The sequence below is a fragment of the Clostridium sp. OM05-5BH genome (assembly GCF_003481505.1).
Lineage (GTDB): Bacteria > Bacillota > Clostridia > Lachnospirales > Lachnospiraceae > Otoolea > Otoolea fessa.
Genome location: NZ_QULJ01000011.1, coordinates 25,257 through 38,576 on the forward strand (window position 1 = coordinate 25,257; position 13,320 = coordinate 38,576).

At 42.7% G+C, this 13,320-nt stretch carries 14 protein-coding genes; 10 read left to right on the forward strand and 4 right to left on the reverse strand.

Annotated elements, in window-relative coordinates; genetic code table 11:
- Nucleotides 1-30 precede the first annotated feature (30 nt).
- Nucleotides 31-1,518 (forward strand): ATP-dependent Clp protease ATP-binding subunit ClpX, encoded by a 1,488-nt coding sequence (clpX, locus tag DXB70_RS12090; protein ID WP_118482345.1) that lies wholly within the window; start codon nt 31-33, stop codon nt 1,516-1,518.
- Between the two features lie 110 nt (nt 1,519-1,628).
- On the opposite strand, the gene DXB70_RS12095 is transcribed toward clpX, so the two are convergent.
- Nucleotides 1,629-3,320 (reverse strand): S8 family peptidase, encoded by a 1,692-nt coding sequence (locus DXB70_RS12095; protein ID WP_118673399.1) that lies wholly within the window; start codon nt 3,318-3,320, stop codon nt 1,629-1,631.
- A gap of 136 nt (nt 3,321-3,456) precedes the next feature.
- Between DXB70_RS12095 and DXB70_RS12100 the strand changes: the two genes are divergently transcribed.
- Nucleotides 3,457-3,996, forward strand: a complete 540-nt coding sequence (locus tag DXB70_RS12100; protein WP_118523802.1) for a signal peptidase II — start codon at nt 3,457-3,459, stop codon at nt 3,994-3,996.
- Here DXB70_RS12100 and DXB70_RS12105 read toward each other — a convergent pair.
- Nucleotides 3,926-4,768 carry a BadF/BadG/BcrA/BcrD ATPase family protein gene (locus tag DXB70_RS12105; protein WP_118638602.1) on the reverse strand — a complete coding sequence of 281 codons (843 nt, stop codon included), beginning with the start codon at nt 4,766-4,768 and terminating at the stop codon, nt 3,926-3,928. The two genes, DXB70_RS12100 and DXB70_RS12105, sit on opposite strands and share 71 nt — an antisense overlap.
- A gap of 315 nt (nt 4,769-5,083) precedes the next feature.
- Between DXB70_RS12105 and DXB70_RS12110 the strand changes: the two genes are divergently transcribed.
- The 6 genes from DXB70_RS12110 to DXB70_RS12135 all read left to right on the forward strand — a co-directional run bounded on the left by DXB70_RS12110 (nt 5,084) and on the right by DXB70_RS12135 (nt 9,159).
- Nucleotides 5,084-5,485, forward strand: coding sequence for an ATPase (locus DXB70_RS12110; RefSeq protein ID WP_118673400.1), 402 nt, complete (start codon nt 5,084-5,086; stop codon nt 5,483-5,485).
- A gap of 2 nt (nt 5,486-5,487) precedes the next feature.
- Nucleotides 5,488-6,165, forward strand: coding sequence for a hypothetical protein (locus DXB70_RS12115; protein ID WP_118673401.1), 678 nt, complete (start codon nt 5,488-5,490; stop codon nt 6,163-6,165).
- Nucleotides 6,166-6,221: 56 nt separating this feature from the next.
- Complete coding sequence (locus DXB70_RS12120; RefSeq protein WP_118673402.1) at nt 6,222-7,952, forward strand: RNA-directed DNA polymerase; 1,731 nt, start codon at nt 6,222-6,224, stop codon at nt 7,950-7,952.
- A gap of 39 nt (nt 7,953-7,991) precedes the next feature.
- Complete coding sequence (locus tag DXB70_RS12125; protein WP_118673403.1) at nt 7,992-8,333, forward strand: hypothetical protein; 342 nt, start codon at nt 7,992-7,994, stop codon at nt 8,331-8,333.
- 245 nt (nt 8,334-8,578) lie between these two features.
- Entirely contained in the window at nt 8,579-8,704 is a 126-nt protein-coding gene (locus DXB70_RS14570) for a hypothetical protein (protein WP_279221359.1), read from the forward strand.
- A 20-nt stretch (nt 8,705-8,724) separates the two neighbouring features.
- Nucleotides 8,725-9,159, forward strand: a complete 435-nt coding sequence (locus DXB70_RS12135; protein WP_243099963.1) for a protein kinase — start codon at nt 8,725-8,727, stop codon at nt 9,157-9,159.
- Between the two features lie 332 nt (nt 9,160-9,491).
- Here DXB70_RS12135 and DXB70_RS12140 read toward each other — a convergent pair whose 3' ends face one another.
- Nucleotides 9,492-10,826 carry an ATP-binding protein gene (locus tag DXB70_RS12140; protein ID WP_118673406.1) on the reverse strand — a complete coding sequence of 445 codons (1,335 nt, stop codon included), beginning with the start codon at nt 10,824-10,826 and terminating at the stop codon, nt 9,492-9,494.
- A gap of 357 nt (nt 10,827-11,183) precedes the next feature.
- Here DXB70_RS12140 and DXB70_RS12145 point away from each other — a divergent pair, with 357 nt between their 5' ends.
- The gene (locus tag DXB70_RS12145; protein WP_118673407.1) at nt 11,184-12,512 is read left to right on the forward strand and encodes a hemolysin family protein; all 1,329 of its coding nucleotides are present in this window, start codon (nt 11,184-11,186) and stop codon (nt 12,510-12,512) included.
- Here DXB70_RS12145 and DXB70_RS12150 read toward each other — a convergent pair.
- Nucleotides 12,447-12,806, reverse strand: coding sequence for a TIGR04086 family membrane protein (locus DXB70_RS12150; RefSeq protein WP_107001467.1), 360 nt, complete (start codon nt 12,804-12,806; stop codon nt 12,447-12,449). The genes DXB70_RS12145 and DXB70_RS12150 overlap by 66 nt on opposite strands.
- Nucleotides 12,807-13,141: 335 nt before the next feature.
- On the opposite strand from DXB70_RS12150, the gene scfA reads away from it, so the two are divergent.
- A complete protein-coding gene (gene scfA / locus DXB70_RS12155) occupies nt 13,142-13,288 on the forward strand; it encodes a six-cysteine ranthipeptide SCIFF (RefSeq protein ID WP_022359867.1) in 147 nt (48 codons plus the stop codon).
- Nucleotides 13,289-13,320 lie beyond the last annotated feature (32 nt).

Consider the following 13,320-nt stretch of genomic DNA (forward strand, 5'->3'; position numbering starts at 1 on the left):
GTGCTTTCAGATTGGAGGAAATATAAAAATATGAGTGATAACCAGAATATAGATACGACAACCAATATAAACGAAACAGATACAAATAAAACCAGTACAGATCATTCGGATGATTACGAGAAAATCTGCTACGTCTGCCGCCGCCCGGAGAGCAAGGCGGGAGAGATGATCACGATGCCGGGCGGGATGAATTTCTGCCATGAGTGTATGCAGAAAGCATTTGACTCGATTTCCAAGTCGGGCATGGACTTTTCCAAGCTTCAAAATATGCCGTTTATGAACATGAATCTCAATGATTTTGCGGGCATGCAGGTGCCGAATACAGAGATTCCAGAGAAAAATAAGATCAAGAAAAAGAGCAAGGCAAAAGACACGGAGAAATTTCTGACGATGAAGGATGTTCCGGCACCGCACCAGATCAAGGCGCAGCTGGATGCATATGTGATCGGGCAGGAGCGGGCGAAAAGGGCAGTTTCAGTGGCAGTCTACAACCATTATAAGCGCGTGATTCTCCGGCAGCAGGACGAGCTCCGGGCAAATGAAAATACGGAAGAAAAGGCGGAAAACGCGGCGGCACAGGGAATGCAGATGCAGGGCGGCGAGCCGGAGATTGAGAAATCCAACATCCTGATGCTGGGACCGACCGGAAGCGGAAAAACGTACCTGGTCAAGACGCTGGCGAAGCTTTTGGATGTGCCGCTGGCGATCGCGGATGCGACGGCGCTCACGGAAGCTGGATATATCGGAGATGATATAGAAAGCGTAGTCTCCAAGCTTCTGGCAGCGGCTGGAAATGATGTGGAGAAAGCTGAGCAAGGCATCATTTTCATCGATGAGATCGATAAAATTGCGAAAAAGAAAAATACGATGAGCCGCGATGTCAGCGGTGAGTCGGTACAGCAGGAGCTTTTAAAACTTCTGGAAGGCAGCCAGGTAGAGGTGCCGGTCGGCTCAAACCAGAAGAATGCACTCACGCCGATGGCGACTGTGGATACGAACAACATCCTGTTTATCTGTGGTGGCGCGTTTCCGGGACTGGATGATATCATCAAGGAGCGCCTGAAAAAGCGTTCCACGATGGGCTTCAACTCCCATTTGAAGGATGAATTTGACAATGATCCGGATATTTTGAGCCAGGTGACAACGGAAGATCTGCGGAATTTTGGCATGATTCCAGAGTTTCTCGGACGTCTGCCGGTGCTTGTGAGCCTGCAGGGGCTGACAAAGGAATTGCTGATGCGGATTCTGAAAGAACCGAAAAATGCGATCCTCAAGCAGTATGAGCGCCTGCTGGCGCTGGATGAGGTCAAACTGGTGTTTGAGGACGATGCACTGGAGTGGATCGCCGAGCGGGCGCTGGAAAAAGATACGGGTGCCCGTGCGCTGCGTGCCATTTTAGAGGATTTTATGATGGATATCATGTATGAGATCCCGAAAGATCCGAATATCGGCTCCGTTGTGATCACGCGCCCGTATCTGGAGAAGAATGGCGGTCCGCGGATAGAGATGCGGGGATAATAGCTTTTCAGGAACATGATCGGTGAACGGTGTCATGTATGTGGTGAAAGTTAGCGATGTAAGGATCCGGAAAAGCAATTTGTGTGTGAAGAGAAAACAGCAGAAGTTAATTAACTTCTCATGGATAAAAAAGAGTTATATAGGTTTAACGTCCCATACCCCCACTCCCGGCTGGGATATTCGATGGAATTTCGGCGGTCAGCCCCGCGGATCAGAAATGCCTTGGCAATCGAGGTGTTGATCCGCGGGGCTGATGGCGTATAGGCAGACCAGGAGAGCAGGATCGCGGCGGCTCCGGCGGTCATGGCGGCGGCAAATGAGGTTCCGGTTACCTCCTGATAATCGGGAAGCGGGAGCCGGACGCCGGGGGCGGCAAGGTCGGGCTTGATAGTTCTGGTGCGGGTAAAACCGCGGCTGGAATGCAGATAGATCCCGCCCGTCTGGTGGCTGTAGGCGGCGGTGGTGATGATGGCTGCTGTATTGCCCGGATCGGTGATGGTTGTGTCCGGATCCGGGCGCAGAAAGAAGGTTTCATCCGAGATAAAGCCGTGCACCGGCAGCCACATATGATATTCACCCTGAATCGAGAGCGTATGGTAGACGCGGATTTTCCAGATTCCGGCGGCGGGGGCATCAAAGCGCATCAGGATCAGTTCGCTTCCGGTCGCCAGCTCGGAGCTGGTATAGTTGAGGTGAATGGTCGTTCCTTCCAGAAGAAAGGGAATCCGGCGTTCTTCGTCGCCGGAGAGCCGGATGCGTCCCGTTTCGTCGCCGGAGGGGGATAAAAATCCGACACTGTAAAGCTCCGATTCACGCGCCCACAGTTCCAGCGTAAATCCCCGTTCGCCGGGACCGACCCGCAGTTCCACATCCTCATAGGAGGTGGAAGCAGGAAATACACTGCGAAAATGGTGCCCGCGCCCGGTTTCATTGCCTCCGGCGGCGACCAGAATCTGCCCGCTGGCGCGCGACAGGCTGTTCAGATATAGACCAAGCGGCGAAGTGCCGCTGTGGCTTCCGGTATTGGTGCCAAGACCCAGCAGGATCACAAGGGGCTTTTTCTCCTGCCTGGCAATATAAAGAAGAAACTTGATTCCGAGCATGATGTCGTCCTCCTGAAAGGCGATGGCATCCTCGCGGATCAGAAAAAAATCGCGAAGATAGGTTCTGGCTGGTTTCAAGCGTACAACGACCAGTTCCGATTCCGGCGCCGCCCCGGAGAAAAAAGTATCCGGATCTTCGGAGCCGGCTGCGACCAGAGCCATCTGCGTGCCGTGGCGGAGAGGATCTGAGGTGGGAACAATGGAATGCGGATTTTCCGAGCGCAGCGCCTCGTTGATTTGGGAACGCTGGTAGACACTTCCGTAGTGCAGCGCATCGATCGGATCCGGCGTGCTAAGTCCCGCGCCCGGAACCGTCTGATCCCAGATGGCGGCGATGCGGGTGCTTCCATCTGGCTCGCGTAACAGGGGATTTGTATAATCGACTCCCGTATCCACAATCCCAATCAGCACCCCGCGTCCCTTGTTTCCAAGGAATGGTTGTTCTGCCGTCCGGGAAATTCCTGCGCTGTCCAGGCTGGATGTATCTAATATGGTATAAAGATTCGGGATCGAGTCATAGCCATACTGCTGGACTGAGAGCGGCAGTGCCTCTGCCAGAGGTCGGTGCCAGATCACATACTCATGATTGATAAAATCATAGCAGCCGGAATCATTATCCAAAATCTGGTTATAAGCAAACGGAAAAAAACGCTCGATAAAATCAGCAGTCTGCTCTTCGGGAAAAGACGAACAATTCATGGCAGTTTTCACGGGAATTTTAAATTTTAAAATAAGATATGCAGTAAAATGCGAATTCTTCCCTATACGCTATCGAAAAAAATTGTTATAATAAATATAGGTTAGATAATGACAATGATATGAGGAGGTCACCCTTATGAAGAAATACCTGTACATGATAGCTGCCCTGTTCGGCATCGATTATTTCTGCAAGGAAAACATAGAAGCCCAGAAACCGGAAGATTTTCCGCGCGACATGGAAAAAAGCCATGGAAAGATCCGTCTGTACCGCAATCACAACGACGGTTTCTGTTTTGGAGTAAAAAAAGAAAAGAAAGAACTGGTTCGCATGGTGCCGGTTGTCTTTACTTCGGCGGCAGCGGGCATTCTGACATGGTTACTGTGCCGGGACGAAGGCAGAAAAGCCGATCGGATCGGTTTTGCCCTCATCACGGCGGGTGGTTTAAGCAACCTGTATGACCGCCTCAAACGCGGTTATGTGGTAGATTATTTCAGCATCCGGTGTAAATACCTGGAAAAGGTCGTCTTTAATCTGGGAGACTTTTTTATCTTCGCAGGAAGCGCCCTGATCGCAGCCTTCGATCTGCTGGGAGCCGTCCGTGATCTTAGTTCTCCGGCAGAGGATCACATAAAAGCGCTCCGACTGCCGTGGCGAAAGACGGATGAGGCGGAATGATATAGTCGATTCCAAAGACATCGTGCATCTGATTGAAAATGTCAAAGGTCTTTGCAGCAGGTGCAAGGCTGGCGAGAGAACCGGTCAGGACGACATTTCGGGTGGTGTCCTGGCTGAGCGCTAGGGACGCCATCACACCCACATTTTCATAAATCATATTGAAAAGAGCGGCAGCCAGATCAGCATCCGAGGCGCCGCTTTTGATTCGCCCAAAATTGGAAGCCGTTAAGTCGGCGGCAAGTCCCGGGACATCTTCCTCCTGCACGTCGGCGATGCGGAGATCCGCCATGGCCTTATTGCCGCGCAGCGCCATCTCTGAGAGGGCAAAAATGTCGGTAATGCCTAAGAAACGCTCCGCCATGCCGGCAAGTGTCCCACCGCCGACACCGCTTCCGCCCAGATGACGGAAGCCGTTTGTCTTTGAAGCGCGGATAAAGGCAGAGCCGGTTCCAAGGCTGACCACCAGCGCTTCGTCAAGCCCGGACAGGTATAGGCCGCCGTGTCCGATGGCATCCAGCTCCAGGGCGTGGATGGTCGGGATGCCGAAGATATTTTCATGGAAATACGTCGAACCGAGCCCGGTCAGGACGATTTTTTCAACATCGCCAAACGAAGCGCCCTGTTGATCCAGGAAACGCCCGAGAACACCGTAAGCCGAGGTGCGCGGGTCATCCGCGTGAACCTGAAGCGTACCGAGCAGAGCGCCATGTTCATCCAGCGCCGCCGCCTTGGTGCTGGAACTGCCGATGTCAATTCCGAGGGATAATTTCATTTGCTTATCTCCTTTATGATATAAAAATAGGATATGGCTGTCAGGGCAGTCGTTCCGTATCTTTTATGACTGTAAGAATTGGATTGTTTTTATAAACATTATAGGGTAAAGTAAAATAAAGTGCAATGGAAGAATGTGGTCCGAATGTTCTTGAAATGATATTTCAAATGGATAACATAAAGATTTATATGTCACGCCCAAGCTTTGTTGAGATTCCGGCAGAGACTGAAATATGCTTTAATGATAAGGAAATAGTGACCGAAAATACGGGATATCAGGCATGGTGGAGCAGAGAGTATGAAAGGAGAGCGCAGAATGATTTATAAAAATATTCACTTCCAGGCAGCTCCTTTTTCTTATGAATTATCTTTTGAAGACAGGATCACGCTTGTAGGCGGAGACAGTGGGACAGGTAGAACCGTTCTGTATGAGATGCTTGAGGATTTGAAGCTGACGGATGCGTATCACGCTATCAAATTGTTTAACTATAAATCGGAAAATCTGTTAGAAAATTTAAAAAAATGCAGAAATAATTATATTGTAATTGATAATGCAGATATCCGGATGAATGATGATATTCGTCGATTTATTAATTTTGAATTTTCAAACCAGTATATGCTTTTCCTGAGAAACTGTGATGGTTTGAATGTTTCGGATAAAAGTTTTAAAGTATTGAAATTAGTGGACAATAAGATTACGCTGGAAGAGGAAGTATAATTATGAAGTGTTTATGGACGGAAGATACCGATGCGGGATTCCATTTCTGGCAGATGGTAAATCGGATTTTCTTTGATAGTGAGCTGATTGTTGAAAGTAAGGAGAGTAATCAAGGAATATTGGACGCGATTTCTGGCTTGGAACCTGATACAGGAGATACATATTATATTGCATTTGATTATGTGGTAGATAATCAGGACATTCGGAATAAATACCGCATTTTGAAAATGTTTGCAGATCAGTCGAGCGGTCATATTCAGCTTTTGGATATGATTTGCTTTGAATATCTGATTTTAGCATTTGACAAATTAATTGCTTGGACAGGGACGGGAAAGAAAGATAAAATTAAAATACGAGAAGAAATTCTCGCAGCAATGGAAAATTATAAAATAAATATGGCAGAAATTAAGGACGAAAAGACTTTGCAGTATTTAGCTGGTTTTAAACGCTTTTCGACAGAGCGAGTCATGAAATCACTGGCGGGTGAATTGACCGAAAACGAGAAGTGGTCTATCAAAGGAGAATTGATGGGGGAATGCTGGTATAAGGATTGCTGTGTTTCGGAGCATAAGACTCATCTTCGGTGTGGAGAACCAGAGGTTGAAGATGGTAAGCAGAAAATGATGGAATTAATTCTGTCAGGATCGGTACAGAAAGTTTTGAAAAAATGTGTTTGCTGATATAGTTGGATATTTCTTTGCGAAAAGATATTTTGGATTTATTTAGGAGAAAACAAATGATAGATAAAAATGATGAAATACAACAAAAAAATATTGACTTATTAATAGAAGGATATTGGCATGAGGAATTACCTCCAGTTATAGATATGTCAACTATGAAAGAGGTGATAAAGCAGATTATAGAAAATATAGATGATGACAAATATGATGATTTTTGTAAGACCGATGGAATAATTATAGAATATAAAAATACAGAATCACCTAAGTATATATTTAATGATGGAATAGAACCTATAACTTTTTTTGAATTTAAGAAGAATGGCGCATTAAGAGAGATGCAACTTCCTAATTTGAAGTATTATTGTACTTTTGTTTATAATACGATTGCGGTCTATGATAAATTGTTTAATAAATTATATAATGAAGCGGAATTTGATAAATATGTTTGCAATTCGAACTCATATATATTATTTGATGAATTATTTTATATTGATAAAATGTATGATGGAAGAGAAGAGATTATTGAGAATGGAATATTTGCTGTAAAAAACAATAAAACTACGGGACAACTTGCTTATGAAGAAAACAATGCAAGATACTTAAAGGAACAAAGTGCCAAACTATATTCAGTAAAAGTAGATATAGAGTCATTTTATCCGAATGTATATACACATTATTTAAGTAAGATTAAAGATGCTGAACCATATAAGAGCCATGTATTTTGTGATGCTTATTTTGATTTCTTAGATTATTATAATATGAAAATAAATAATAATCAAACCAAGGGAATTGTGACGGGGGTATTTTCTTCGACAGTATCTGCAGAATTACTTATGTTGTGTGTTGATTATGAAATTAATAATGTTATAGGAGAAAATATATCCTATATTAGGTATGTTGACGATTTGACTTTTTTCTCAGATTCTTTGGAGGAAATATATTCTAAGTTACCATTGGTGCAAAGGGTTTTGAATAAATATAGACTTAGAATAAATAATAATAAAACGGAAACTCAAAAGGGTATATATAATACATCATATGTTGATGTGTATGAGTTGAAGAAAAAATTTGATTTTTTTGGCTTTGACTCTAGTGGAGAAATAAAATATGATAAAGATATTTTTTACAATATAAAAGGATGTATAGCTAAGGAATATGATAATGAGCGAAAATCTGAAATAAAAGCTTTTTTATCGTTGCTTAGAAGGGCCATTAATTTAAAGCGGCTTGATTTTGATATGGATGAAAAAATTGATTTCAAAAAGTATACTGTAGCGTATATGCTGCAGTTGGCTTGTCTGGAACCCATATTTGCATCGCGTTGCTATAAAGTTATTATTGAAATACTGAATTTGATTGATGATGATAATAAAAAAGATGAAATAATGTGTTTGCTGAAATCAAAAAATGATTTTATAAATAAAACGTATCAGGATTCTGTTTTGCAGATATGGCATTACTATGTTTTGGGAAAATATGATGTTAATATAAACACTAAAGAATTAATAGAAAGCTTTGAAAATGATGAAATAAATCCAATTATATTAGCGGAAATGGTTAGAGAAGGAAATAACACAAATAAAGAATTGTTTAATTATATAAAAAAGAAGTATTCTGCGGTGGAAAACAGAGAAGGAGAGAAATCGTTTTGGATGAGAAGTATTATGTTTTCTAAATGGTGGTTTCCATTACTTGTTATATATTTAAAAGACGGAAAAGACTATTCCCAATTTTACAATAGCCAACATTTTCATCAAATTTATAAGGAAATGAAAAAGAATAATTAGAGATATTTGGTGATGGATTTATAATAAGAGGGATATTTTATGAATGCTGATTATTTCTTGAAGATTAAATGTGAAGAAAATCAAGTGGAAGGTGTATTGAAAACCGAAGAATTATATAAAAATATAAGTGATTTTTATTTGGAACAGTTCTTTGCAGTTATGCATCAAAAAATTAATGACCTACTCGGTTTTATGCAATCAAAAAAGAATATCAACGGACATTATAATGCTGATGAAAGCAGAGAATTGATGAAAATGATTGAGTTGTATGAAGAAATGAAATGTGGACTGAAATCTACACCGTTGGAGTTTAAATTAGAGGAGAAGTATGTTAATATACTGAAATTTTGTGATGGTTTTTTACAGGAAAGTGGGGGGTAAAATACCAGACGATTTGCCAGAGTTTAAATTGATAAAATATGATCCTATATTTTTTGTGTCTGAAATGATTACTGTTTCTTCGAAAATTAAGGATTATAATTTTTTTCTGAAAATAATAGGAGAAGGTTCCTATGCGAAGGTTTTTAAATATAAAGATGATTTCTATGATAAGTATTTTGTGCTGAAAAGGGCAAAAAATGATCTTGATAAAAAAATTGGAAAGATTTAAAAGGAAATTTGAGGTGATGAAGGAACTGAAATCACCGTATGTATTAGAAGTTTATAGATATGATGAAGAGAAAAATGAATATTATATGGAATATGCAGATGAGACATTGAAAAAGTTTATAGAAAAAATAATAGTATTTTAACTATAAAGAAACGCAGAGAAATCGCAAGGCAGGTTTTTAGAGGTTTTTCTTATATTCATTCAAAGGGTTATTTACATAGAGATGTTAGTTTTACCAATATACTATTACAGTATTATGAGGATGATTTAATTGTAGTGAAAGTTTCTGATTTTGGATTAGTTAAAATCAAACAAAGTGAATTGACAAGTTTTGGTAGTGAAATAAAAGGATCATTAAATGATAGTAATCTTCAGGCGATAGGATTTGAAAATTATAATATGGAATATGAAACGTTTGCACTCACAAGACTTATCTACTATATAATGACAGGTAAATATAATTTAGAAAAAATCACAAATCAGAATGTACAGAATTTTGTGTTAAAAGGGATATCGCCTAATTTAGATGAAAGGTATCATGATGTTGCAGAGATGGAACAAGCATTTGATGATGCTTTCCCTCTTTCGGGGTATTAGGTTAATATTGGATTTTAAGATAGGTATATGTTGGTCAAAAAAAATACGGAAATAGAAAATGTATTTCTGCTTTTTGAGCTAAAAAGTAGAGAAACATAGAGGATGGTTTCTAAAATTATGTGGGAGAGGAAGAAGATTAGAATGGCTAAAAGCTGATAGAAGGATGAAGGCGATTAAGTATCAACTATGGTGTGGAAATATAAAAAAGAGGCTGTCGTTAAGCGAAAAACGGCTTTCCTGTTTATTTAGCAAGGAAGCCGTTTTTCGCTTAACGACAGCTTTTTTATTTCATAGAAAGTATGTCCAATGAGGCAGAAATGTTTTACAGGAAATTAAACATGATTTAGGGCAATCCCGATTAGGCGATTGGTCTGGTCAGCCATGAACAATGGAATATTTAACATATCCCCATCCAGTTTCAAGTTATCAAGAGAAAAACGCACCCGCAGTTTGACTTTATCCGGGAACAATTCTTTAAATTTTTTAATACTTTTACTGGTTGTATTGGTTTCAGCTTTTACTTCGATCGGGAAAATATCATTTTCCCGCTGAATAAGAAAATCTACCTCATAGGGAGGATTGGTTTGTGTCCAGTAACGGGGAACAACTTCAAATTGTGTAATTAAAGTCTGGAGCACAAAGTTTTCGGTTAATGCCCCTTTAAATTCAGTAAATAGGCGGTTTCCTTCGGCAAAGGCGCGGGGAGATAATTGGGATAGACGCCGAAGAAGACCTACATCTACAAGATAAATTTTAAAAGCGGATATATCATCATAGGCGGACATTGGAAGACCGGGAGCTGTGCTGCGGTAAATTTTATGCACAAGACGGGCATCTACCAGCCATTGTAAGGCATCTTCGTATTCGCGGGCACGGGCGCCCTCTTTAATCACTTTATAAATAAATTTTTTGTTTTCCTTTGCAAGCTGGGACGGGATAGATTTCCATACCATAGAAATTTTCGGAAACTCTCGGACGTCCGGATGTTTGGCAAAATCGCGTTCATAAGCGTCAACGATGGCAGAAAGAGAGTCCTGCATGGCGTTGACATCCCGAGCTTCTGTCCACATCAGGACAGATTCAGGCATACCGCCGGTAATATAGTACATTTTCAGCTTTTCATAAAGTGGGTTAAAAAAAGCATCGGGGATTGGTTCCAGCGTATCTATCTGTTCCAGATAGGCGGCTAGATTATCATCTCCATTTGCAAGTAGAAATTCAGTAAAAGTCATCGGGTCAATCTGCAGGAAATTAACTTTTCCAACTGGAAAAGAAGACGGCTTTGCAAGCGCGATACCGAGCAGAGAACCGGCGCAGGCAATGTGATATTGCGGTGCATTTTCACAAAAGTATTTCATAGAATTGATTACATTCGGGCAGTCCTGAACTTCGTCGAAAATAATCAGGGTTTTTTCAGGTAAAATTTTCTGGCCGCTTGCCAGCATCAGATTTTGCAGGAGGCGGTTCACATCTTTCGTAGTTTCAAAAAATTGTTTATATTCTTCATTTTCATCGAAGTTAAAGTAGGCGGTGTTTTCATAAAAGCGTCGTCCAAATTCTTTTAAGATCCATGTTTTTCCGACCTGACGGACGCCTTTTAAAATCAGAGGCTTGCGGTAAGGGGAGTTTTTCCAGTTTAATAATTGATTCAGTATCAAACGTTCCATATTAGTTATACTCCTTTATAGAAAGACGGTGATTGATTCTACAAGCTTATTATATGCTTTAGATGAGAAAATAACAAGAAGGATCACATAAATACACATAAAAACGTGATTTTTATCACACTTTTATATATATTTATGTGACTGCAACGGCTTGCGTGAATGAGAGATTTTGACTGTGTCATATTCTGGTTTAAGAAGAAGGGAGACGGTTTCTGGGCACGTATGCGAGAACGGTAACTGGAGATGGCAGAAGTATGGAAATGCAGGTCTGTCTTTATTGACAGAACCTATGAAATACGGTAGAATCAACCTTAAAAAAGAGTAATCCCCTACATGGGGAGATAGGAGTTGAGTTTTTTGAGTTCTGGTGATGGGATACAGCTATTGATTTTGATACTTCTGCTTTTGATGTCGGCTTTCTTTTCTTCGACGGAGACGGCGCTGACGACGGTCAACAAGATCCGGGTGCGGACGCTGGCGGAGAATGGCGATAAGCAGGCAGAGTATGTATTGAAGATCATAGAGGATCCGAGCAAAATGCTGAGTGCGATTCTGATCGGCAACAATGTGGTAAACCTGTATGCGTCTTCTCTTGCGACGGTTCTTGCCACCCACATCTGGGGCAACAAGATCGTAGGGATTGCGACGGGCATTCTGACGCTTTTAATCCTGATTTTCGGCGAGATCACGCCGAAGACGGTTGCGACGATACAGGCTGAGCGGATTGCATTTCGGTTCGCTAAAATCATTTATTATATCATGACGGTGCTGACACCGGTCATTTTTGTGGTCAACCAGCTCTCGTTTTTAGTGTTGAAGCTGCTTCGCGTGGATGTGAAGGCAAAGGGCGAGTCCATCACGGAGGATGAGCTGCGGACGATCGTGGAGGTCAGCCACGAAGAGGGCGTCATCGAGTCCGAAGAGAAGAAGATGATCAACAATGTGTTTGATTTTGGGGACGCCGTGGCGCGCGATGTCATGCTTCCGAAGGTCAACATGACGTTTGTGGACGTGGATGCGACGTATGACGAGCTGATGGAGGTATTCCGCAGTGAGAAATACACGCGTTACCCGGTCTATGAGGAGACGACGGACAATGTCATCGGTGTTCTGAACATCAAGGATATTTTCTTAAAAGGCGGGGAAGAGGGCTTTTCTGTCCGAAAATATCTGCGGAAACCTCTCTATACATATGAGTTTAAGAAGGTTGCTGAGCTGATGCGCGAGATGCGGAAAGCAGCGATCAGCATCGTGATCGTGCTCGACGAGTACGGTTCGACGGTCGGTCTTATCACGCTGGAAGATATGCTGGAGGAGATTGTCGGAGATATCCGGGACGAGTACGATGGAGACGAGGAAAAATCCATTCAGCGCATCGCCCCGCGGGAATACATGGTAGATGGTTCGGTCAAACTCGACGATCTGGATGAACGCTTGAATTTGGAGTTCCAGTCAGACGAATATGATTCCATCGGCGGACTGGTGATCGGACTTTTGAACCATCTTCCACAGGAAAAAGAAGAGGTTGTGGTGGAAAACGTCCGCCTCGTCGTTGAATGTGTGGATAAGAACCGGATCGATAAGATTCATCTGTACCTGTTAAGCCCGTCGGAGGCGGCGTTAGCTAAACATACCGCCGATGGTGCCGCTTCCGGCGCAGAGGGCGAAGGAAAGCAGCAGGGATGAGGCAGTCTCCTTGAGGGACTGTCGGATCGCAAAAGACAGGGCTAGAAAAATAAGAAAATAAAGGGCGCCGGCGCAGAATCCCCAGAGGAACCGGCGCCTTTTTGCTTTCTTCCCGGCGACGAGTCCTGCCAGAAAGCAGGCGAGAATGTAGATGCCGCGCACTCCTAGCGTGATTTCCTTTTCACCCCACTGAAAACGGTACATCCCAAACGCGAGCAGAAGCAGAAAGACAGCAGTTGCCGCGTAGGAGAAGAGGGAAGAACGGAGCAGAATCTGGATAGCTGATTTTTCCATGATAAAATACCTGTGTGCATTTTTTTCTATTCATATGAGCAAAGAAGGACAAATATGCCTGCAGAATGAAACACTGTTACAAACAAGCGTTACTGTTCACGCATACGTGCCCAGTAACGGAATTTGCCGTGGCTTCGCATCTCAATACGGCAAATTCCTGCTGCCACCGCGTTTTCTTACGGCACTTTCGGTTCCAAAAGTGCCTACCCGTGAACAGTTCCAAAAAAGCCGGAATCTGTGAGAAACACGGTAAATTGAAATGCTTGCACAAGTGGGCAACATATGATATAATCTGTAGGACTTTATATACTAAAAAAATGAAGGAGGACATAGAGATGAAACACGTAAAGACACTGAGCGCAAGCACACTGAAGAACAGCATGAAGAAAGGCGGCTGCGGCGAGTGCCAGACATCCTGCCAGTCTGCATGTAAGACATCCTGTACTGTAGGTAACCAGAGCTGCGAGAACCAGAACCGCTAATTGGCAGTACAAAACAAATGAGGCGTTTTCTG